Raw genomic sequence first — 22,315 nt, 5'->3', positions numbered from 1 at the left:
CTCAGAAGTGAAACGCCGTAGCGCCGATGGTAGTGTGGGGTCTCCCCATGTGAGAGTAGGGAACTGCCAGGCATCAATTAAAGAAACCCCGTACCGTAAGGTACGGGGTTTTTTGCTTTGTGCGCCAGAAAATGCCGGGTGGCGGCACCGCCTGACCGTGCCTACAATTGTTAAAACGATTTTAACAATGGTGCCGCTTTGATACGTCCCTTTGATTACCAACAAGATTTTGCCAACATTAATTTCCGTGACCATCCAGAGCTGTATCAGGTGGGGCGGGGAGAGCAGGGTGTGCTCATGGTGGAACCTTACAAAAGCGAGATACTTCCGCACTGGCGATACAAAAATGCTGAAGTTGCAGCGCGATCGGCGAAAGAAATTTACGACCTGTTTGAAGAATATCGTCAGCAAAACGACTTTGTGGGTATGGATATGGCGCGTAAATTCATTCAGATGGGCTATACCCGCGCCAGGCGATACGCCAATCATAAAGGCGGTAAAAAGTACGATGAGAAGCGCCAGGTCAAACCGCTGGATTGCGATCCCGTAAAAGCCGAAGCCGCCGCAGTCTTCAAAAAGTGGTGGGATAAAATTCGTGCAGATGAAGATTATTTGCAGCGAAAAAAGGCGCATCAGCAGAAGTGGGGATAATTACTACGTCCGCTAATAATTCGATACCTGATCGAGTTCACAAAACGCAATGAAACATATTAGAAACATTTTATTTACCTAACGATTCGTTTTAAATCCGGTTTTACTGTTTGTGGGCAATGGCCCGCAATGTGAGACAGGGGATTTTAAAATGACAGAAACCGTAGCCAGTGCAGATACGGATAACACCAATTTGGCAGGTAAGGATACCCGTCGTCGGGTTTGGGCAATCGTTGGGGCCTCATCGGGTAACCTCGTAGAGTGGTTTGACTTTTACGTCTATTCATTCTGTTCACTCTACTTTGCCCATATCTTTTTCCCGTCCGGGAATACCACTACTCAGCTTCTGCAAACCGCAGGCGTTTTTGCCGCCGGGTTCCTGATGCGCCCTATCGGTGGATGGCTGTTCGGCAGGATCGCAGACAGAAAAGGGCGCAAGACCTCCATGCTCATCTCCGTATGCATGATGTGCGTCGGCTCTCTGGTGATTGCCTGCCTGCCTGGATATGACACTATCGGAACATGGGCACCTGCATTGCTGCTGCTGGCTCGTCTGTTCCAGGGGCTGTCAGTCGGTGGCGAATACGGCACCAGTGCGACATACATGAGCGAAGTGGCGGTTGAAGGCCGAAAAGGTTTCTATGCATCATTCCAGTATGTGACCCTCATTGGCGGACAGCTGCTGGCGTTGCTGGTTGTAGTGATCCTGCAACAAATCCTTAGCGATGAAGATTTGCGCGCCTGGGGCTGGCGCATCCCGTTTGCTATGGGCGCTGCCCTGGCTGTTGTCGCCCTGTGGCTACGCCGTCAGCTTGATGAAACCTCTCAACAGGAGGTCAGGGCGCTGAAGGAGGCGGGCTCAATGAAGGGGCTCTGGCGAAACCGCAAGGCATTTTTGATGGTGTTAGGTTTTACCGCCGCGGGCTCGCTAAGTTTCTATACCTTCACCACCTACATGCAAAAATATCTGGTTAACACCACGGGCATGCATGCAAACGTTGCGAGTGTCGTCATGACGGTGGCGTTACTCGTCTTTATGCTTATCCAGCCGATTGTCGGCGCGCTGTCGGACAAAATAGGTCGCCGCACCTCCATGCTGATCTTTGGCGGCATGCTCACCCTGGGTACCGTTCCGCTTTTGACTGCGCTACAGCAGACAACGTCGCCGTATGCCGCTTTCGCGCTGATCATGGTGGCACTCATCATTATCAGTTTTTACACGGCAATCAGCGGTATTTTGAAGGCGGAAATGTTTCCCGCACAGGTGAGGGCGCTGGGTGTAGGCCTGTCTTATGCGGTCGCGAATGCCCTGTTCGGCGGTTCGGCGGAGTATGTCGCGCTATCACTTAAGTCGTGGGGCAGTGAAACGACCTTCTTCTGGTATGTCACCGTAATGGGAGCGCTGGCGTTTATTGTCTCGCTGATGCTGCATCGCAAAGGAAAAGGTATCCGCCTTTAATAATGTGCCATCTGCCAGACGGCGTAGCCGGTTGTTGCGCCGGCTACGTCCCACGCAAAATCTTTCCAGCTCCAGCCGCTTCCCGAGGGGCGGCTATCCCAAAGCTCTTTCGATGCCCCCAGGCTTATGGAGAACATCAGACCCATTGTGGCGCTTCGATCCCGGCTATACCCCTGGTGCAGCGCATACTCATTGCCCGCAGCGGACAACATTGCAGACGCCAGAAAGTGTTGAGCTTTATCCTGACCCGACCAGCTATCATTCGCCATATGACTGCAACCGGTCAGGAAAAGAGGGATTATCAGGAAAGGGGTACGCATTAACAGGCTCCATAAAAAAGCCCCGTCAGTGACAGGGCCCGGGAATTACAGAATACGGCTAATGAGGCGATCGATACGGATCCGACGTAGACGGCGAATCAGCTTGCGAACTTTCACCGGATAATCCGCGATGCTTTGCAGATCGCGGTAATGACGAACCACTGTGGTATGCGTGCGTATAAGCTCCAGCTCACGATCGCGTTTCGCGGCTAATGCATGCTGAGGATCGTGAATCAGGATGGCATTCTCAAGATCCAGACGCCAGGCGCGCGGGTTCAGGTTATTACCGGTCAGCAGCATCCACTCATCATCGACCCACATCCCTTTGAGATGATAGCTGTTATCTTCATCTTTCCAGAGACGCACGACCAGCTGGTCCGTGTTCACGTAGTACTGTAAACGGCTCAGGAAGCGACGCAGGTTAATCTCATAAAGATAAGGCAGTGCGCCGATGATCTTGAAAGGCTGATCTTCCGGAATGAAAAAGTCGTTTGCCGTTTTATCCCCGACGATGATTTCCACCTTTTTACCCTCACGCAGCAGCTGAATAATATTGCGCACCAGAACGGCGGGAAGGTTGAAGTATGGGGTGCAGATAGTGAGCTTATGCTCCGCGCACGGCATCAAATGGAAAATCGTCTTGTTCAGCAGGCTGGTTTTTCCCAGGCCTACCAGCGGCGTAACGGACAGCTCTTCATTACTGGCGTCCCCCTGGAAACGATAAACCGCATCGCGCAGCTCCTGGCGGAAGGAGCGAACGTCGTTTTTGATTTCCGGGCTTTTCGGGCGATGAGGATCGTCAAGACGGTGGACACCCCGGCCATGAACCAGGTTTTTATCCACCCAGTTGAACATGATGTCGGCCATCTGTGGATTGCGAATCAGATGGTAGCGATCGTAACGGTATTTATCGAGCTGATGGAGATAAACATCATTCAGGCTGGCGCCGCTGTAAAGGACGCTGTCATCGATGATAAATCCTTTGAAATGAAGAACGCCAAGCGCTTCACGGGTATTCACGGGCACACCATACACCGGAATATCGATCCCCGGGTTCTCCTGGGCCGTGCGGCAATACCAGTCAGCGTTAGTGTTCGAGGCGGCCGCGCCAATACGGCCACGCTGCGCGCGGTGCCAGTCAACCAGCACACGAACGTCCAGTTCCGGACGTTGACGTTTCGCTTCATAGAGCGCGTTCAGGACAGCACGCCCACCTTCATCCTGTTCAAGATAGAGCGCCACAATGCAGATACGTCGCGTCGCGCTGGCAATCTTTTCCAGAAGCGTCTCCCGGAAACGAGCGGGAGCATAAAAGAACTCTACATCATCAACTGACTGAGAAATCTTCGGTAGTTGAGCAAGGTGTTGTTGATGTTTATTACGCTTAAATTTTGACAACATCACAGTGCGTTTCTTCTCTGTTCATTGAAGGGTTGTCTGTACCAGGCAAACAACATAAGCGGACAATGATACCCCAGTGATGAGAAAAGTGGGTAACATTTCCAGAAGCTTACTCGTGTTTATCCGTTGATGTCAGGCTGAGGGACAGGGAGACAATGCCTTCATCCAGCTGGATATCAACGTCAAAACCGAGCTTCCGCGCCAGGGTCACCATACCCTGATTATTTGGCATAGTAATGCCGTTCAGGCGTGACAATCCGTGATCGCGCGTATATCCAATGAGTTTTTCGAGCAGCCTTCTGCCCAACCCCAAACCTTTAAGATCGGAACGCACCAGCACGGCAAACTCCGCATCCACGTTATCCGGGTCGGAAATGGCGCGCGTCACGCCGAGGATCTCCTCTCCCTCTCCGGAGCGGCGAACCGCCACAATCGCCATTTCTCGATCGTAGTCGATCTGGGTCATATTGGCTAAATCGTCGTGGGTAAATTCGTTGATTTCGCTGAAATAGCGATAGTATAAGTCTTCCTTCGTTACCTGCGAGATGAACGCTCGCAGCAGCGGCTCGTCTTCCGGCAGGATAGGGCGAAACAGCGCCCGCTCTCCATTTTTCATCTCCACCCACTCTTCCAGATGGAGCGGATAAGGACGAATGGCGAGACGGCTTTCCCGGTCACCGACAAATGGCGCAATTTCCAGCGTCACGTCGAGGGCCGTAAATTCATTTCCGGAAGCGAGGAGCGGGTGGATATCCAGGCGCTGGATCTCCGCACAGTCAACAATGAGGTTAGAGACCTTCACCAGAAACTGGCTTAATCCGGCGATATCAAGCGGCCTCAGAGCGCTTCTTCCACGGATTTTTTTACTTTTAATGGCCTGAATAATTAAATAACGCGCCAGGTTCATGTTTAGTGGCGGAAGTGCGACAGCCGCCTGTTCTTCTGGCCGCCATTCAACGCCGCCTTCACCCAGCATAATGAGCGGACCAAAAACCGGATCGTGTTCGACCACCACGCGCAGCTCCTGCGCGCCCGCACGATTAGCCATGCTCTGCACCAGCAGGCCGTGGATCCTGGCCTGTGGCCACGTCATTTTAACGCGATCGATAATGGCATCCGCGGCCTGTTGCACTTCTGTCGCGGTGCGCAGATACAGCATGACGCCCTGCACATCTGATTTGTGCGGAATATCGGGGGAGCGCAGCTTCAGCGCGACCGGATAGCCAATCTGCTCAGCGATATGTACCGCCTCGGCGCTGTCGCCGGCAATCCAGGTGGGCAGCGTTTGCATCCCATAGCTGCCAAGTATGGGTTGCACTTCATGCGTATCAAGCGACGTGGCGCCCTCTTCGATGGCCTGCTGCAATAGCCTGTGCACGTCCACCGAATTTGCTGTGAGGTTGCCCGGCAGGGCTGGCGTTTCACGCAGCTGCTTCTGGTTGCGGCGATATTCAACCATATGCATAAACGCGGTAATGGTGCCCTCCGGCGTGCGGTAGGTTGGCAGCCCGGCTTCACTGAACAGACGCCGCGCTTCCTGTGAAGAGAACTCGCCGCACCAGTTAGTCAGCAGGGTGACGTATTTGCCGCGCGGATGGTTTCGGACAGCCTCAATCAGCGCGCGTGCGCTTTCACTGCCGGGCGCAGCGGCGCTGGGTGAATGAATGATCATCAGCGCATCGAAATCCTGACTGTCGAGCAGAAGGGAGATCGCCCTGATGTAGCGATCGCTTGTGGCATCATCGCGTAAATCGAGCGGATTACCGGGAGTAACGCTGCCCGGCAGCACCTCCCTCAGGCGCTGAAGCGTCGCTTCGCCCAGCGTCGCCAGCTTGCCGTTGCGCAGCCACAGCTCGTCCAGCGCCAGTGCGGCGGGAGCGGCGCCGTTGCTGACGATCATCAGCTTTTCACCGCGCAGGGGGCGCATGTGGCTCAACGTTTCGACGGCAGAAAAAAGCTCGTGCGTATCCTGAACCCGCAGCAGACCGGCGCGCTGGATCGCGGCATCCCAGGCGGGATCCATCCCGGAATGGGAATGCAGCAGGCGCTGCGCCGCCGGGCTGCGCCCGCTTTTGATGACCAGAATCGGTTTATTACGCGATGCGCTACGTGACGCCGACACAAAACGACGGGCGTCGCTCAGGTGTTCAAGATAGAGCAGGATCGCGCTGGTTTTGCTGTCACGCGCCAGGAAATCCAGCAGTTCATCAACGTCAATGTCCAGGCTGTCACCCAGGGCGATGAAGTAGGAAAAGCCCATCTCACGCTGTTGCGCCCAGTCGAGGATCGTATTGGATACCGCAGCCGACTGCGAAATAAAGGCCAGCTTACCTTTACGGATCGGAACCGGGGAGAAGCTGGCATTCAGCCCTTGCCAGGGCGCAAGCAGACCCAGGCTGTTTGGACCAAGAATACGCATCTGGTAGCGGCTGGCGCAGGCCAGCAGCTCAGGCTGCTGCTCAGGAGGCGACGAGAGAATAATGCAGGTTTTACAGCCTTTCTGGCCGAGCGACTCAAGCAGTTCGAGGTTTCGTTTCGCATGCGTACAGAGCACGGCGAGGTCGGGAACGAACGGTAAACTTTTCACGTCCGGCCACGCCAGCACCCCCTGAACCGCCTTATAGGCGGGCGTAACGGGCATGACCGGGCCATTAAACCCGCCAGCCAGCAGATTGCGCATCATCAGATACCCTGCGCGGTCCGGTTTCATTGAGGCGCCAATAACGGCAATGGATTTCGGACGAAGTAGCGCTTCTAACCCTCTCTGGCTCATGCAGGCCTCCCGTGAATGCAAGCGACCTGATGATTTTAAACGCTTTCCGTCTCAGTTGCTGTGACGCTACCCTTATGAACGGTTTTTCCCGCAAGATAACGTTCGCGGAAGCAGGAGAAGTGACTGCCCAGCGCGCTGGCTGCCTGGGTATCGCCTGCCAGATCCAGTAGCGCAATCGCGACCTCCGCGGTGCAGTACTGGCCGTCGGCATGGGCTTCGCGCAGGCGATAGGCCGAAACGCGCGACAGATCGACGGAAATTACCGGCAGCGCATCAAGATACGGGCTTTTGCGAAACATCTTTCTCGCTTCCGTCCAGGTGCCGTCAAGCATAATAAACAGCGGCGGTTTACCGGATGGCGGCGCCGAAAGCACCTGACGATGTTCGCCTGCATACGATGCAGGGAAAACGACCATTGGCTGATATTCCGGGCTTGCCACCAGGTCGAGCAGTGCCTGAGGTGGCTCAGTGCGCGACCACTGAAACGCCGCTGTGTCTGGCAGAATATCGGCGATCAGGCGCCCCGTATTGCTGGGCTTCATCGGTTCGGTATCAAACATGACCAGACAAAAGCGGCTTTTCGCCTCGCTCGGCGCAAGCGTTTCGCACAGGCACACCTTCAGCGGTAAAAGGCAGCGCTGGCAGCGGCGAATACGATTGCCTCGGGCCAGAAACGGGCGGGTGGCGCGCGCAAGGCGCTCGGCACGTAATTGAAGTACAGCGTTATCAGTCATGGGCGAAAAGGCAGGAAAAACCCCATTTTCGCAGAGGAGAGAACGGGGCACAAGATGTGCCCCGTGAGTGTTACAGGGATTCGTTTAACCAGCTGTCGAAAGGCGCTTTTGGCACGGCACCGTTGAGCATGTCGATCACTTCACCATTTTTGAAAATCATAATGGTGGGAATGCTGCGAATGCGAAAACGGGCGCTGAGCTCACGTTCGGCTTCGGTATTCACTTTCACAAAACGCATTTTCCCGCTGCGCTCTTCCGCCACGTCTTCGAAAATTGGCGCAAAGTTACGGCAAGGGCCGCACCATGGCGCCCAGAAATCGACCACAACAGGCAGATCGTCCTTGAGGAGTTTGTCCAGCGTAGCACCCGTCGCGTTAATGACATCGCCATCAAATAATTCGTGGCCACAACGCCCGCATTTCGCACCGTCATCCATCCGATCGTCCGGAATGCGGTTTAAAGCCTGACAGTTGGCACATACGGAATTCATAACTAACCTCTGATAGAGCCGTGGAACAACGGCAGAACGCCGATAATGTTTCTGATATGTTACATATTATCAGTGAGCCTGTATGAAACGACAACGCGTTTTATTCAATGGGAACAATAGTCACAGGCTTTTGTACGAAATTATGGCTATGAGCTTGCACATCGGGTAATCTGCGCGCTTCGCGCAGCGCTGGTGGAGAAAAGCATGAACGACGAAATGAAAAACAAAAGCGGCAAGGTCAAAGTGATGTATGTCCGCAGTGATGATGACTCTGATAAACGCACCCAAAATCCGCGTACCGGAAAGGGTGGCGGGCGTCCAGCGTCTTCTCGTGCAGACGGTGGCCGTCGCCCCGCCCGCGATGACAGAAATAACCGCGGCGATGACCGCAAACGTGATGACCGTAAGCGTGACGATCGCAAACGCGACGATGTTGTCCGCGACGGTGGATCGCCATGGCGTACCGTTTCGCGCGCGCCGGGTGAAGAGGCGAGTGAAAAGGCCGATCACGGCGGTATCAGCGGAAAAAGCTTTATCGATCCGGAAGTGCTGCGTCGTCAGCGTGCGGAAGAGACCCGTGTATACGGCGAGAACGCCTGTCAGGCCCTGTTCCAGAGCCGCCCGGAGTGTATCGTTCGCGCATGGTTTATCCAGAGCGTGACCCCGCGCTTTAAAGAAGCGCTGCGCTGGATGGCGGCGAACCGCAAAGCCTACCACGTGGTTGATGATGCCGAGCTGACTAAAGCGTCCGGTACTGAACACCACGGCGGCGTCTGCTTCCTGATCAAAAAACGTAACGGTACTACCGTGCAGCAGTGGGTCAGCCAGGCGGATGCCGATGACTGCGTGCTGGCGCTGGAAGATGTGGGTAACCCGCATAACCTGGGCGCGATGATGCGTAGCTGCGCGCACTTTGGCGTGAAAGGCGTGCTGTTACAGGATGCCGCGCTGCTGGAATCCGGTGCGGCAATCCGTACCGCGGAAGGCGGTGCAGAGCACGTTCAGCCGATCACCGGCGACAGCGTGCTGGAAGCCCTCGAGCAGTTCCGTAAAGCGGGCTACACCATTGTCACTACCTCAAGCCGTGCCGCTACGCCGCTGTTCAAAGCGACGCTGCCACGCAAAATGGTGCTGGTGTTAGGCCAGGAGCGTGACGGTCTGTCTGATGCGGCACTCTCCAGCGCCGACCTGAGCGTTTCTATTGATGGTACAGGCAACGTTGAAAGCCTGAACGTCTCCGTTGCGACCGGCGTACTGCTGGCGGAATGGTGGCGTCAGAATAAAGCATAAGCCTTTGTGCGTTTTGAATGCCCGGTCCACCGGGCATTCAGGCTCAAACTACTCACTCTCTGCCGGTAATACAGGCATCCAGTCAATTGGCTTTTCGCCACGCTTTTCCAGCCACTCATTCGTCAGAACAAAATGATTACTGCCAAAGAAACCGCGGTGAGCAGACAGCGGCGACGGGTGCGGTGCTTTCAGTACGTGATGACGCTGACGATCGATAATCGCCCCTTTCTTTTGTGCATGCGAACCCCAGAGTAAAAATACGACGCCTTCACGGTGCTCATTAATCAGGCTGATGACCTTATCGGTAAAGGTTTCCCAGCCGAGGCTGGCGTGGGAGTGCGCCTGGCCTGCACGAACCGTCAACACGGTGTTCAGCAACAGCACGCCCTGGCGCGCCCAGCTTTCCAGATAGCCGTGATTAGGGCGAGAAAAGCCAGGGATCGTACCTTCAAGCTCTTTATACATATTCAGCAGAGAAGGGGGGATAGCCACGCCCGGACGCACGGAGAACGCCAGTCCGTGAGCCTGCCCAGGGCCGTGGTAGGGATCCTGCCCCAGAATAACCACCTTCACGTCGCTCAGTTCGGTATAGCGAAAGGCGTTAAACACATCTTTCTGCGGCGGATAAATCGTCTGGCCAGCCTGCCGTTCAGCCGCAACGGTGCTGAGGGTATTGATAAAGTAGGGCTGCTGCTTCTCTTCTGCCAGCACGTCATGCCAGGTTAAAGGTGTCGTCATCTCGCTCTCCTGCGAATTTCATTCTCTGCCTAGCTTACCTGTTAAAGCCCGGTGAGCAAAATAACACGCTGAAAAGTGGGCTAAGTCGCTAAATTTATTTTGGAAAAGATGCGGGATAAGTTGAATGGGTAAGGCAAGAAAATTGATCTGAAACAATAAATACAGACCACACTCTTTGTGTGGTTAGTGGTTTTGTTGATTTAAATCAATAAATCACCGGGGTCTGAATGTTATATATACACACAAGAAACAATGGTTTTACCAATTGGCCGCGAAAGGCCAGCATCAGTTAATGTAGCCTAAGGGAGGCAACACATGATTACAGGTATCCAGATTACTAAAGCAGCAAACGACGATCTGCTGAACTCTTTCTGGCTGCTGGACAGCGAGAAAAACGAAGCGCGCTGTGTCGTAGCGAAAGCAGGTTTTGCGGAAGACGAAATCGTTCCGGTGAACAAGCTGGGCGAAATTGAATACCGTGAAATTCCAATGGAAGTGAAGCCAGAAGTCCGCGTGGAAGGCGGTCAGCACCTGAACGTTAACGTTCTGCGTCGCGAAACCCTGATGGACGCCGTTGAGCACCCGGAAAAATACCCTCAGCTGACCATCCGCGTGTCTGGCTATGCGGTACGCTTCAACTCTCTGACCCCGGAACAGCAGCGCGACGTTATTGCTCGTACCTTTACTGAAAGCCTGTAAGGTTTCAGCCACGGGGGGTATAAAAAAGCCGGGAATGTCCCGGCTTTTTTTTACTCTTCAGTTTTTGTCTCTGGCGCAGCAGAGCTTGGCTTACGGCGCTTACCAATGTTTTTGGTGTCGCGGTGTCGCTGCTTAACGCGCGGTTTCTCTTTTTCTTTCTCTTTTCTCTCGGCACGTTTCGCGAGCGCTTTCTTGGACGGTTTACCCGTCATTTTTTCACTCGGTGCACGTGTGGTCGGACGAAGTCCGTCGATAACGCGAGCTTTAAGCGGCTCATCAACGTAGCGGCCAATTTTCTGAAGCAGCAGATGGTCGTGCGCTTCCACCAGAGAGATAGCAATACCTTTACGGCCCGCACGGCCGGTACGACCAATGCGGTGGAGATAAGTATCACCGCTGCGTGGCATATCAAAGTTGATCACGTGGCTCACGTCAGGGATGTCGATCCCGCGCGCGGCAACGTCGGTGGCAACCAGCACATTCACGCGGCCATCGGTCAGACGCTTAATCCCTTCGGTACGCTTAACCTGCGCCATTTCACCTTCGAGATAGCAGTTGTTGATGCCGGCATTGCGCAGCATTTCTGCCAGCTCATGCACGCGCTCGCGTTTGCGAACGAAGACGATGGTACGGGTTGCATCTTCCTGCTTCAGCAGGTGTTTCAGCAACTCAACCTTATGCTCAAGGTTATCTGCGCGGTAGTACCACTGGTGGATCTTCTTACGCTCGCGCGTGGATGGCGTGGCGGACACTTCCACCGGATCTTCCAGCAGACGTTCGGCGAAATCTTTGATGGCATCCCCTTCAAGGGTTGCCGAGAACAGCATGGTCTGGTTACGCCAGCGTGTTTCACCCGCAATGTGTTCGATATCCTGGGCAAAGCCCATGTCCAGCATGCGGTCAGCTTCATCGAGAATGAGCGTTTCCACCGCGCGGCAGTCGAAGTTCTCTTCTTTAATGTATTGCAGCAGACGGCCTGTCGTCGCAACAACGATATCCTGGTTTTCGCTGAACACTTCCGCGTGGTTCATATACGCTACGCCGCCGGTGATGGTAGCGATATCCAGATGGGTGTTCGCCGCCAGCTCACGCGCGTGTTCGGCAACCTGCATCGCCAGCTCACGGGTCGGGGTCAGGATCAAAATACGCGGCGGGCCTGATTTTTTACGCGGAAAATCGAGCAAATGCTGCAACACAGGCAGCAAGTAGGCTGCTGTCTTCCCCGTGCCGGTTGGCGCAGAACCGAGCACATCGCGGCCCTCAAGCGCAGGCGGAATGGCCGCGGCCTGAATGGCGGTCGGGCGTGTAAAGCCTTTGCTCTCAAGAGCATTGAGCAGGCTTTCATCGAGTTCAAGTTCGGAAAAAGTCGTTACAGTCATGTTCTACCTCTGTGTGGGGCGCTGATTATAGACGTTACGGCTGTAATCTTCATCTGTTTGTATGGATATCGCTTTTCGGCCACTTCGCTTTCCCCTATGCTACTCCAGTTTCACACAGAAGGTTGCCCTGACATGTCTCAACTCAAAGCGCAGCTGCGCCGCGATGGTTTTACGTTTAAACAGTTTTTTGTGGCGCACGATCGTTGTGCGATGAAAGTCGGTACAGACGGTATTTTACTGGGTGCATGGGCGCCTGTCGCAGGTGTAAAACGCATTCTGGATATCGGGACGGGCACCGGGCTCCAGGCGCTGATGCTGGCGCAGCGAACGGAAGAACACGTCACGATCGATGCCGTTGAGCTTGATCCTCAGGCGGCGCAGCAGGCGCGGGAAAACGCTGCTGAATCCCCGTGGGCAGAACGTGTCAGGGTGGAATGCGCAGATGTCCTGACCTGGGCACCAGAGCAGACCGCACGTTACGATTTGATCGTCAGCAACCCGCCGTATTTCGTGCCCGGCGTGGAGTGTGGAACGCCGGAACGCGAGCAGGCGCGTTACACCCGTTCGCTCGATCACCCGTCACTCCTGACCAGTGCGGCGGAACTTATCTCGGAAGAGGGATTTTTCTGCGTGGTCCTGCCTGAAAGCACGGGCAACACCTTCATTGAGATCGCTCGTGAGATCGGCTGGAAGTTGCGTCTTCGTACCGATATCTCTGATACGGAAGGGCGCTTAACGCACCGCGTGCTGCTGGCGCTCTCGCCGAAAGAGGGGGAGTGCTTTATCGACAGGATGGTCATTCGGGGGCCAGACCAGCGTTATTCCGAAGATTACACTGCCCTGACCCAAGCCTTTTACCTGTTTATGTGAACCTGCGGCGTCAGCACCGACGGGCCGGACGTTTCCAGCGTGTCGGGATAGTCCAGCGTATAATGCAGACCACGACTCTCTTTGCGCATCATTGCGCAGCGCACAATCAGCTCGGCAACCTGCACCAGGTTGCGAAGCTCCAGCAGGTTATTGGAAACGCGGAAGTTGGCGTAATATTCATCAATTTCCTGCTGCAACATCATAATGCGGCGTAACGCGCGCTCCAGACGCTTCGTTGTGCGTACAATCCCGACATAATCCCACATGAGCAGCCGCAGCTCGTGCCAGTTATGCTGGATAACCACCCGTTCGTCAGGGTTATCCACCCGGCTTTCATCCCACGCCGGCAGGCACGCTGTCGCACGCGCGTAGGGCATGCGTTTGGCAATATCTTCCGCAGCAGACCACCCGTATACCAGACACTCCAGCAGCGAGTTTGATGCCATGCGGTTGGCGCCATGCAGGCCGGTATAACTGACCTCGCCGATGGCATACAGGCCATCCACATCGGTACGACCGTGATCGTCAACCATCACCCCGCCACAGGTATAGTGGGCGGCAGGCACAATCGGTACCGGATCGCGGGTCAAATCGATACCCAGACTCAGCAGCTTTTCGTAAATCATCGGGAAGTGCTGGCGAATAAATTCTGCCGGCTTATGGCTAATGTCCAGATACATGCAGTCCACGCCAAGCCGCTTCATTTCGTGGTCGATGGCGCGGGCCACGATATCCCGCGGCGCCAGTTCACCTCTGGGGTCGAAGTCCGGCATAAACCTGGAGCCGTCCGGGCGCTTAAGACAGGCGCCTTCACCGCGCAGCGCTTCCGTCAGCAGAAAGTTTCGCGCCTGCGGATGGAACAGGGCGGTGGGATGGAACTGATTAAACTCCAGATTCGCCACGCGGCAGCCGGCGCGCCAGGCCATGGCGATACCGTCTCCGGACGCGATATCCGGGTTCGTCGTGTACTGGTAAACCTTGGAGGCTCCGCCGGTCGCCAGCACAACGGCTTTTGCCTGGCAGGTTTCAACCTTCTCTTTATTCCGGTTCCACACCCATGCGCCGACAACGCGGCGCGTGCCGGGCAGGCCAATCTTATCGGAAATAATCAGATCGACGGCGTTGCTGCGCTCCAGCACCTGAATATTGGGATGGCTGAGGGCTTTGCTGACCAGCGTAGTTTCAACCGCCTTTCCGGTCGCATCAGCAGCGTGCAGAATACGGCGGTGGCTGTGCCCGCCCTCACGGGTCAGGTGATAACTCTCTTCACCATTCGGCTGAACGTGCGTATCAAACAGCACGCCCTGGTCGATAAGCCATTGCACGCAGTGGCGGGCATTGCTGGCGACAAATTCTGCGGCATGCTCATCCACGATCCCGGCACCGGCAATCAGAGTATCTTCTACATGTGAGGCAATGCTGTCCGTTTCATCAAACACGGCGGCAATGCCGCCTTGTGCATAGAAGGTGGAACCTTCGCTCATCGGCCCTTTACTCAGCACGATGACATTCTGATGTTCTGCCAGACGCAGCGCGAGGGAAAGGCCGGCAGCACCGCTACCGATGATCAGTACATCACAATGAAGTTCAGGCGTCGTGTTCATGAGGTTTGTTTAATTTACTAAACATGGTGTCGGGAGAATAGCATTCTGATGCGAGTTATCGCACGTTTTTTTTGATGCGTGTTGCAATGACTAAACGAAAGGCCAGAAGTTAAATCATCGCTAAATGACGGGAAATATTTTGCGAAGCAGATCGTTAGCTTCAGATTTTGTGGTGAAATAAAGCCTGTGTTGCGTTACTCTTCTGACGATAAAGTTGATGATTCTTGTCAGAAAGCGGGTGCGTATCGTGAACAGACTTATAATGAGAGAAAATGAACGGTCTGCGGCGCGATGAACAAAAACAAAGGCGTTACGGAACTTATTGAAGAACAGACGCTCTAACTCGGTGCTTGCTCAAAGTGCAATGTTGGTAGAGTGGCGTTTCGATAACGCGTGGAATTTGGTTTGGGGAGACATTACCTCGGATGAGCGAGCAGTTAACGGACCAGGTCCTGGTTGAACGGGTCCAGAAGGGAGATCAGAAAGCTTTTAACCTACTGGTGGTGCGCTACCAGCATAAGGTAGCGAGTCTGGTTTCCCGCTATGTACCGTCAGGCGATGTGCCTGATGTCGTACAAGAGTCTTTTATTAAGGCCTATCGCGCGCTGGATTCATTCCGGGGGGATAGTGCTTTTTATACCTGGCTGTATCGCATTGCAGTCAATACGGCTAAAAATTATTTGGTTGCTCAGGGGCGTCGTCCGCCTTCAAGTGATGTCGATGCTATCGACGCGGAAAACTTCGAAAGTGGCGGCGCGCTGAAAGAAATTTCGAACCCTGAGAACTTAATGTTGTCAGAAGAACTGAGACAAATCGTTTTTCGCACGATCGAGTCGCTCCCGGAAGATTTACGCATGGCAATTACGTTACGGGAGCTGGATGGCCTAAGCTATGAAGAGATAGCCGCCATCATGGATTGTCCGGTCGGCACGGTTCGTTCACGAATTTTCCGTGCGCGAGAAGCCATTGATAATAAAGTTCAACCGCTTATCAGGCGTTGACGATAGCGGGATACTGGAAAAGGTATTAGGCATGCAGAAAGAAAAACTTTCCGCTTTAATGGATGGTGAAACGCTGGATAGTGAGCTGCTTGATGAGCTGTCTCATTCTCCCGAAATGCAACAGACCTGGGAGAACTATCACCTCATCCGTGACACGCTGCGCGGTGATACCAGCGAGGTTCTCCATTTCGATATCTCAGCTCGCGTTATGGCGGCCATTGAGAACGAACCTGTTCATCAGACCACGCCGCTGATTCCTGAAGCGCAGCCTGCACCTCACCAGTGGCAGAAAATGCCGTTCTGGCACAAGGTGCGTCCGTGGGCGAGCCAGCTCACCCAGATGGGTGTCGCTGCGTGTGTATCGCTTGCAGTTATCGTTGGGGTCCAGCACTATAATACTCAGTCTGAAGCCAGCCAGCAGCCTGAAGCGCCAGTGTTCAATACGCTGCCGATGATGGGTAAAGCCAGCCCGGTAAGCCTGGGCGTACCGGCAGATGCCTCCGCAAGCGGCGGACAGCAACAGCAGGTACAGGAGCAGCGTCGTCGCATTAATGCGATGTTGCAGGATTACGAGTTGCAGCGTCGTCTGCACTCCGAGCAGCTTCAGTTTGAGCAGGCCCAAACCCAGCAGGCTGCTGTGCAGGTGCCAGGAAACCAAACTTTAGGAACGCAATCGCAGTAATGAAGCAACTTTGGTTCGCCATGTCTTTGATGGCGGGTAGCCTGTTCTTCTCTGCTAACGCCTCGGCTGATGTTTCATCCGGGGCGTTGTTGCAGCAAATGAATCTGGCCAGCCAGTCACTCAATTATGAGTTGGCATTTATCAGCATCAATAAGCAGGGTGTCGAATCGTTACGCTATCGCCACGCCCGCCTTGATAATCAGCCGCTCGCCCAGCTTTTACAGATGGATGGCCCGCGTCGGGAAGTGGTCCAGCGTGGGAACGAAATCAGCTATTTCGAGCCTGGCCTTGAGCCGTTTACGCTCAATGGCGACTACATCGTTGATTCTCTGCCGTCGCTCATTTATACCGATTTTAAACGTCTCGCTCCCTACTATGATTTTATCTCGGTGGGGCGAACGCGTATTGCCGACAGACTGTGCGAAGTGATCCGCGTTGTCGCGCGGGATGGCACACGTTACAGCTATATCGTCTGGATTGACGCAGAGACGAAGCTGCCGATGCGCGTTGATCTGCTCGATCGCGACGGTGAAACGCTTGAACAGTTCCGCGTGATCTCCTTCGACGTGAACAGCCAGGTTGGCAACAGCATGCAAAATCTGGCCAAAGCCAGTCTGCCGCCTTTGCTTTCCGTTCCTGCCGGCGATTCTGTTAATTTCAACTGGGTACCTTCCTGGATCCCGCAAGGGTTCAGCGAAGTTTCCAGCAGCCGTCGCCAGTTGCCTACCATCGAAACGCCGGTTGAGTCACGACTCTACTCCGATGGTCTGTTTAGCTTCTCGGTGAACATCAATCGCGCTACGGCGAACAGTTCCGAACAGATGCTCCGTACCGGCCGCCGGACGGTTAGTACCACGGTGCGCGATAACGCGGAAATCACCATTGTCGGTGAATTACCGCCGCCAACGGCAAAACGCATTTCAGACAGCATCAAATTCAGGGCGGCACAATGATTAAAGAGTGGGCCACGGTCGTTTCCTGGCAGGATGGCGTAGCGCTCGTCAGCTGTGATGTTAAAGCATCATGCAGCAGCTGCGCCTCCCGAGCCGGCTGCGGCAGCCGCGTGTTGAATAAGCTGGGGCCGCAGACGTCGCATACTATTGCGGTGCCAAGTGACCAGCCGCTGGTGGCAGGGCAAAAAGTGGAGCTGGGCATCGCTGAAGGTAGCCTGCTCACCTCGGCCATGCTGGTTTACCTTTCTCCGCTGGCGGGTTTGTTCGTGATGGGCGGGGTTTTCCAGATGCTGTTTGGCACGGATTTGGCCGCCATGTGCGGAGCCGCTTTAGGCGGCGTGGGCGGATTCTGGCTTGCTAAAGGCCTCTCCCCGAGACTTACCGCCCGGGAAGCTTGGCAGCCTGTTATCCTCAGCGTTGCGCTGGCACCCGACCAACTTCGTGTTGAGACGCTCTCTTCTGAGGCCCGGTGATCTGCCGGGCTTTATTATTATTTACACCGCAATAAAGAAAACGCCGACTCTTCGCGCTATACCTGGCTCTAAGTGCATTTCCAGCAGACGAGGATGTAGTGTAGAATGCTGCGTTTTCGCACTGAAAAACGTCAGGCTAAGAACAGCGGCCCCCAGGAATTCGTAAGGCATAATTATTTAACTATATGAAGAACATACGTAACTTTTCGATCATAGCTCACATTGACCACGGTAAGTCGACGCTGTCTGACCGTATTATCCAGATTTGCGGTGGCCTGTCTGATCGTGAAATGGCAGCCCAGGTTCTGGACTCCATGGACCTGGAACGCGAACGCGGTATCACCATCAAAGCGCAGAGCGTAACGCTCGACTATAAGGCTTCCGATGGTGAAACCTACCAGCTGAACTTTATCGACACCCCAGGGCACGTTGACTTCTCTTATGAAGTATCACGCTCGCTGGCGGCCTGCGAAGGCGCGCTGCTGGTGGTGGATGCCGGGCAGGGCGTAGAGGCCCAGACGCTGGCAAACTGCTACACCGCCATGGAAATGGATCTCGAAGTGGTGCCGGTTCTGAATAAAATCGACCTGCCAGCCGCCGATCCTGAGCGCGTAGCGGAAGAGATTGAAGATATCGTCGGTATTGATGCGACCGATGCCGTGCGCTGCTCGGCAAAAACCGGCGTCGGCGTTCCGGATGTACTGGAACGTCTGGTGCGTGACATTCCGCCGCCGGAAGGCGACCCGGATGCGCCGTTGCAGGCGCTGATCATCGACTCCTGGTTTGATAACTACCTCGGCGTTGTCTCGCTGGTGCGTATTAAAAACGGCACCATGCGTAAAGGCGACAAAATCAAGGTCATGAGCACCGGACAGGTTTACAACGCTGACCGTCTGGGCATCTTCACGCCAAAACAGGTTGACCGTACCGAGCTGAAATGCGGCGAAGTGGGTTGGCTGGTCTGTGCCATTAAAGACATCCTCGGCGCGCCGGTGGGGGATACCCTGACCGGTGCACGTAACCCGGCAGATAAAGCGCTGCCCGGCTTCAAAAAGGTGAAACCGCAGGTCTATGCGGGTCTGTTCCCGGTCAGTTCCGATGATTACGAAAACTTCCGCGATGCGCTCGGTAAGCTGAGCCTCAACGATGCCTCCCTGTTCTACGAGCCAGAAAGCTCAACGGCGCTGGGCTTCGGTTTCCGCTGTGGCTTCCTCGGCCTGCTGCACATGGAGATCATTCAGGAACGTCTGGAGCGTGAATACGATCTGGATCTGATCACCACCGCCCCGACGGTTGTTTACGAAGTAGAAACCACGTCGAAAGAGGTGATCTACGTCGATAGCCCGTCCAAGCTCCCGCCGCTGAATAACATTCAGGAACTGCGTGAGCCTATCGCAGAGTGTCACATGCTGCTGCCGCAGGAGTTCCTCGGCAACGTGATCACCCTGTGTATTGAGAAGCGTGGCGTGCAGACCAACATGGTTTACCACGGTAACCAGGTGGCCCTGACCTATGAAATTCCGATGGCGGAAGTGGTGCTCGACTTCTTCGACCGTCTGAAGTCCACCTCCCGCGGCTATGCGTCGCTGGACTACAACTTCAAACGCTTCCAGGCCTCGAACATGGTCCGCGTGGACGTGCTGATCAACGGCGAACGCGTTGATGCCCTGGCGCTCATCACCCACAACGATAACGCACCGTACCGCGGTCGCGAGCTGGTTGAGAAGATGAAAGATCTGATCCCGCGTCAGCAGTTTGACATTGCGATTCAGGCGGCCATCGGTAACCACATCATTGCCCGCTCAACCGTGAAGCAGCTGCGTAAAAACGTTCTGGCGAAATGCTATGGCGGTGACGTCAGCCGTAAGAAAAAGCTGTTGCAGAAGCAGAAAGAAGGTAAGAAGCGTATGAAGCAGGTCGGTAACGTAGAGCTGCCGCAGGAAGCATTCCTTGCCATCCTTCATGTTGGTAAAGACGGTAACGGTAAATAACCTTAAGGAGTTGGCATGGCGAACATGTTTGCCCTGATCCTGGTCATCGCTACCCTGGTGACAGGCCTGCTGTGGTGCCTGGATAAGTTTATCTTCGCCCCAAAACGCCGTGAACGTCAGGCTGCCGCGCAGGCAGCCACTGACGATGCGCTGGACGCGAAAACCCTGAAGAAAGTTGGCCCTAAACCGGGCTGGCTGGAAACGGGGGCATCAGTATTCCCGGTGCTGGCGATTGTGCTGGTGGTGCGTTCATTTATCTATGAACCGTTCCAGATCCCGTCAGGATCGATGATGCCAACGTTACTGATCGGTGATTTTATTCTGGTTGAGAAGTTTGCCTATGGCATTAAAGATCCGATCTATCAGAAAACGCTGATCGAAACGGGTCATCCGAAACGTGGCGACATCGTGGTGTTTAAATATCCCGACGATCCGCGCCTGGACTATATCAAGCGCGCGGTAGGTTTACCGGGCGATAAAGTGACCTACGATCCGGTGGCGAAAGAGGTGACCGTTCAGCCTGGCTGTAGCTCTGGTACTGCATGCGAAAATGCGCTGCCAATCACTTACTCCAACGTCGAGCCAAGTGATTTTGTGCAGACCTTCGCCCGTCGTAACGGCGGTGAAGCGACCAGCGGTTTCTTCCAGGTGCCAAAAGGTGAAACCAAAGAGAACGGCATTCGTCTGGTTGAGCGCAAAGAGACGCTGGGCGATGTCACTCACCGCATTCTGACCGTGCCAATCGCGCAGGACCAGCTGGCAATGTACTACCAGCAGCCGGGCCAGCAGCTGGCGACCTGGATTGTGCCGCCGGGACACTACTTCATGATGGGTGATAACCGCGATAACTCCGCGGACAGCCGTTACTGGGGCTTTGTGCCGGAAGCGAATCTGGTCGGTAAAGCAACCGCTATCTGGATGAGCTTCGAGAAGCAGGAAGGCGAGTGGCCGACCGGCGTTCGCCTGAATCGTATTGGCGGAATCCATTAATTTTCGTGAAAAATAACGCGTAGCGGCTTTTATTAGCCGCTACGTGAATTATTTCAGCGATAAATCTCTTTGAACTAACGACATCCCCTGTCGTTGTGTATAGAATATTCCCCCGAAGTTTAAGGTTGGCCCTGCAAGGGTGCCACGGCACACGAAACCGCGTTGGTTTTCTCAGGTCGGTTTCGTGTGCTGCATTTTTGACGCATTCATTTATTGGTATCGCATGAACCCCATCGTAATTAATCGGCTTCAACGGAAGCTGGGCTACACTTTTCATCATCAGGAGTTGTTGCAACAGGCATTAACCCATCGCAGTGCCAGCAGCAAACATAATGAGCGTCTCGAGTTTTTAGGCGACTCTATTTTAAGCTTCGTGATTGCGAATGCGCTTTATCATCGTTTTCCGCGTGTGGACGAAGGTGATATGAGCCGCATGCGCGCCACGCTGGTGCGCGGCAACACCCTCGCTGAAATCGCACGCGAGTTTGAGCTGGGTGAATGTCTGCGTCTGGGGCCGGGTGAGCTGAAAAGTGGTGGGTTCCGTCGTGAATCCATTCTTGCCGATACGGTCGAGGCCTTAATCGGTGGCGTGTTCCTGGACAGCGATATCCAGACCGTAGAAAAGCTGATCCTGAACTGGTATCAGACCCGTCTGGACGAAATCAGCCCGGGCGATAAGCAAAAAGATCCGAAAACGCGTCTGCAAGAATATTTGCAGGGTCGTCACCTCCCGCTGCCATCCTATCTGGTGGTGCAGGTGCGTGGCGAAGCGCACGATCAGGAATTTACCATCCATTGCCAGGTCAGTGGCCTGAGTGAACCGGTGGTCGGCACGGGTTCAAGCCGTCGTAAGGCTGAACAGGCTGCCGCCGAACAGGCGTTAAAAATGCTGGAGCTGGAATGAGCATCGACAAAACCTATTGCGGATTTATTGCCATCGTCGGACGTCCGAACGTTGGCAAATCCACACTGCTGAATAATCTGCTTGGGCAGAAGATTTCTATTACCTCGCGTAAGGCGCAGACCACGCGTCACCGCATCGTCGGTATCCATACTGAAGGCGCGTATCAGGCGATTTACGTCGATACCCCGGGCCTGCACATGGAGGAGAAGCGCGCCATCAACCGTCTGATGAACAAGGCGGCGAGCAGCTCCATTGGCGACGTAGAGCTGGTGATTTTCGTTGTGGAAGGCACCCGCTGGACGCCGGACGACGAAATGGTCCTGAACAAGCTGCGCGACGGCAAAACGCCGGTGATCCTCGCGGTCAATAAAGTGGACAACGTGCAGGAAAAAGCCGATCTGCTGCCACACCTACAGTGGCTGGGCAGCCAGATGAACTTCCTGGACATCGTTCCGCTGTCTGCGGAAACCGGTCTGAACGTTGATACCATTGCCGGCATCGTACGTAAGCACTTGCCAGAAGCGACTCATCACTTCCCGGAAGATTACATCACCGATCGCTCGCAGCGCTTTATGGCCTCTGAAATCATCCGCGAGAAGCTGATGCGTTTTCTGGGCGCAGAGCTGCCGTACTCGGTCACGGTTGAGATCGAGCGTTTCCAGTCGAACGAGCGCGGCGGTTACGATATCAATGGTCTGATCCTCGTTGAGCGTGAAGGTCAGAAGAAGATGGTGATCGGCAATAAAGGCGCCAAGATCAAAACTATCGGAATCGAAGCCCGTAAAGACATGCAGGACATGTTTGAAGCACCGGTTCACCTGGAACTGTGGGTGAAAGTGAAATCTGGCTGGGCCGATGATGAGCGTGCGCTGCGCAGCCTCGGTTACGGCGAAGACCAGTAAACAAAGACGGC

The 22,315-nt window shown here is 54.7% G+C and carries 22 protein-coding genes; 14 read left to right on the top strand and 8 right to left on the bottom strand.

Translation table 11 applies throughout. The features are described 5' to 3' along the window. The 3 genes from INF58_RS20990 to INF58_RS16380 form a co-directional block, all read left to right on the top strand. A partial coding sequence (locus INF58_RS20990; protein ID WP_227415112.1) for a hypothetical protein occupies window positions 1–202 on the top strand: 202 nt, incomplete at its 5' end. Then, window positions 199–651: a DUF4385 domain-containing protein gene (locus INF58_RS16385; RefSeq protein ID WP_193528114.1), complete on the top strand. Its 453-nt coding sequence runs from the start codon at window positions 199–201 to the stop codon at window positions 649–651. The genes INF58_RS20990 and INF58_RS16385, both read left to right, overlap by 4 nt. Before the next feature lie 151 nt (window positions 652–802). Further along, window positions 803–2,110 (top strand): MFS transporter, encoded by a 1,308-nt coding sequence (locus INF58_RS16380; RefSeq protein ID WP_063450552.1) that lies wholly within the window; start codon window positions 803–805, stop codon window positions 2,108–2,110. Here INF58_RS16380 and INF58_RS16375 read toward each other — a convergent pair. From INF58_RS16375 to trxC, 5 genes are all read right to left on the bottom strand, one after another. Then, complete coding sequence (locus INF58_RS16375; RefSeq protein WP_063450551.1) at window positions 2,107–2,430, bottom strand: YfiM family lipoprotein; 324 nt, start codon at window positions 2,428–2,430, stop codon at window positions 2,107–2,109. The two genes, INF58_RS16380 and INF58_RS16375, sit on opposite strands and share 4 nt — an antisense overlap. Window positions 2,431–2,475: 45 nt before the next feature. Continuing rightward, entirely contained in the window at window positions 2,476–3,831 is a 1,356-nt protein-coding gene (pssA, locus tag INF58_RS16370) for a CDP-diacylglycerol--serine O-phosphatidyltransferase (RefSeq protein ID WP_063450550.1), read from the bottom strand. Window positions 3,832–3,940: 109 nt separating this feature from the next. Beyond that, on the bottom strand, window positions 3,941–6,604 hold the full coding sequence (gene pat / locus INF58_RS16365; protein ID WP_193528113.1) for a protein lysine acetyltransferase: 2,664 nt from the start codon (window positions 6,602–6,604) through the stop codon (window positions 3,941–3,943). A gap of 35 nt (window positions 6,605–6,639) precedes the next feature. After that, complete coding sequence (gene tapT / locus INF58_RS16360) at window positions 6,640–7,338, bottom strand: tRNA-uridine aminocarboxypropyltransferase (protein ID WP_193528112.1); 699 nt, start codon at window positions 7,336–7,338, stop codon at window positions 6,640–6,642. 70 nt (window positions 7,339–7,408) lie between these two features. After that, complete coding sequence (gene trxC, locus INF58_RS16355; RefSeq protein ID WP_193528111.1) at window positions 7,409–7,828, bottom strand: thioredoxin TrxC; 420 nt, start codon at window positions 7,826–7,828, stop codon at window positions 7,409–7,411. Between the two features lie 204 nt (window positions 7,829–8,032). On the opposite strand from trxC, the gene INF58_RS16350 reads away from it, so the two are divergent. Then, window positions 8,033–9,118 carry a tRNA/rRNA methyltransferase gene (locus tag INF58_RS16350; protein ID WP_193528110.1) on the top strand — a complete coding sequence of 362 codons (1,086 nt, stop codon included), beginning with the start codon at window positions 8,033–8,035 and terminating at the stop codon, window positions 9,116–9,118. Between the two features lie 48 nt (window positions 9,119–9,166). Here INF58_RS16350 and ung read toward each other — a convergent pair whose 3' ends face one another. Next, the gene (ung, locus tag INF58_RS16345; protein WP_193528109.1) at window positions 9,167–9,856 is read right to left on the bottom strand and encodes a uracil-DNA glycosylase; all 690 of its coding nucleotides are present in this window, start codon (window positions 9,854–9,856) and stop codon (window positions 9,167–9,169) included. A gap of 315 nt (window positions 9,857–10,171) precedes the next feature. Between ung and grcA the strand changes: the two genes are divergently transcribed. After that, window positions 10,172–10,555, top strand: coding sequence for an autonomous glycyl radical cofactor GrcA (grcA, locus tag INF58_RS16340; RefSeq protein ID WP_047652709.1), 384 nt, complete (start codon window positions 10,172–10,174; stop codon window positions 10,553–10,555). A 50-nt stretch (window positions 10,556–10,605) separates the two neighbouring features. Here the strand turns inward: grcA and srmB are convergent, their stop codons facing one another. Continuing rightward, window positions 10,606–11,934 carry an ATP-dependent RNA helicase SrmB gene (srmB, locus tag INF58_RS16335; protein ID WP_063450547.1) on the bottom strand — a complete coding sequence of 443 codons (1,329 nt, stop codon included), beginning with the start codon at window positions 11,932–11,934 and terminating at the stop codon, window positions 10,606–10,608. A 132-nt stretch (window positions 11,935–12,066) separates the two neighbouring features. Here srmB and INF58_RS16330 point away from each other — a divergent pair, with 132 nt between their 5' ends. Continuing rightward, window positions 12,067–12,804 (top strand): tRNA1(Val) (adenine(37)-N6)-methyltransferase, encoded by a 738-nt coding sequence (locus tag INF58_RS16330; protein ID WP_193528108.1) that lies wholly within the window; start codon window positions 12,067–12,069, stop codon window positions 12,802–12,804. On the opposite strand, the gene nadB is transcribed toward INF58_RS16330, so the two are convergent. After that, window positions 12,789–14,408, bottom strand: a complete 1,620-nt coding sequence (gene nadB, locus INF58_RS16325) for an L-aspartate oxidase (RefSeq protein WP_193528107.1) — start codon at window positions 14,406–14,408, stop codon at window positions 12,789–12,791. The genes INF58_RS16330 and nadB overlap by 16 nt on opposite strands. Before the next feature lie 425 nt (window positions 14,409–14,833). Between nadB and rpoE the strand changes: the two genes are divergently transcribed. The 8 genes from rpoE (at window position 14,834) to era (ending at window position 22,304) form a co-directional block, all read left to right on the top strand. Continuing rightward, window positions 14,834–15,409 (top strand): RNA polymerase sigma factor RpoE, encoded by a 576-nt coding sequence (rpoE, locus tag INF58_RS16320; RefSeq protein ID WP_006176728.1) that lies wholly within the window; start codon window positions 14,834–14,836, stop codon window positions 15,407–15,409. Window positions 15,410–15,440: 31 nt separating this feature from the next. Continuing rightward, complete coding sequence (rseA, locus tag INF58_RS16315) at window positions 15,441–16,091, top strand: anti-sigma-E factor RseA (protein WP_193528106.1); 651 nt, start codon at window positions 15,441–15,443, stop codon at window positions 16,089–16,091. Then, the gene (rseB, locus tag INF58_RS16310) at window positions 16,091–17,044 is read left to right on the top strand and encodes a sigma-E factor regulatory protein RseB (RefSeq protein ID WP_003860717.1); all 954 of its coding nucleotides are present in this window, start codon (window positions 16,091–16,093) and stop codon (window positions 17,042–17,044) included. Before rseA ends, rseB begins: the two co-directional genes overlap by 1 nt. Beyond that, window positions 17,041–17,517: a SoxR-reducing system protein RseC gene (gene rseC, locus INF58_RS16305; protein WP_063450543.1), complete on the top strand. Its 477-nt coding sequence runs from the start codon at window positions 17,041–17,043 to the stop codon at window positions 17,515–17,517. Before rseB ends, rseC begins: the two co-directional genes overlap by 4 nt. Window positions 17,518–17,702: 185 nt before the next feature. After that, complete coding sequence (gene lepA, locus INF58_RS16300) at window positions 17,703–19,508, top strand: translation elongation factor 4 (RefSeq protein ID WP_003860714.1); 1,806 nt, start codon at window positions 17,703–17,705, stop codon at window positions 19,506–19,508. 15 nt (window positions 19,509–19,523) lie between these two features. After that, on the top strand, window positions 19,524–20,498 hold the full coding sequence (gene lepB, locus INF58_RS16295) for a signal peptidase I (protein WP_193528105.1): 975 nt from the start codon (window positions 19,524–19,526) through the stop codon (window positions 20,496–20,498). A 223-nt stretch (window positions 20,499–20,721) separates the two neighbouring features. After that, complete coding sequence (gene rnc, locus INF58_RS16290; protein ID WP_003860711.1) at window positions 20,722–21,402, top strand: ribonuclease III; 681 nt, start codon at window positions 20,722–20,724, stop codon at window positions 21,400–21,402. Beyond that, complete coding sequence (gene era, locus INF58_RS16285) at window positions 21,399–22,304, top strand: GTPase Era (RefSeq protein ID WP_003860709.1); 906 nt, start codon at window positions 21,399–21,401, stop codon at window positions 22,302–22,304. The genes rnc and era overlap by 4 nt, the downstream gene beginning before the upstream one ends. Window positions 22,305–22,315 lie beyond the last annotated feature (11 nt).

It is taken from the genome of Enterobacter cloacae complex sp. P24RS, from assembly GCF_014982165.1.
In the GTDB taxonomy this organism is placed as follows: Bacteria; Pseudomonadota; Gammaproteobacteria; order Enterobacterales; family Enterobacteriaceae; genus Enterobacter; species Enterobacter quasihormaechei.
The sequence above is the reverse complement of the archived record's forward strand: the minus strand, read 5'-3'. Positions and strand labels throughout refer to the sequence as shown.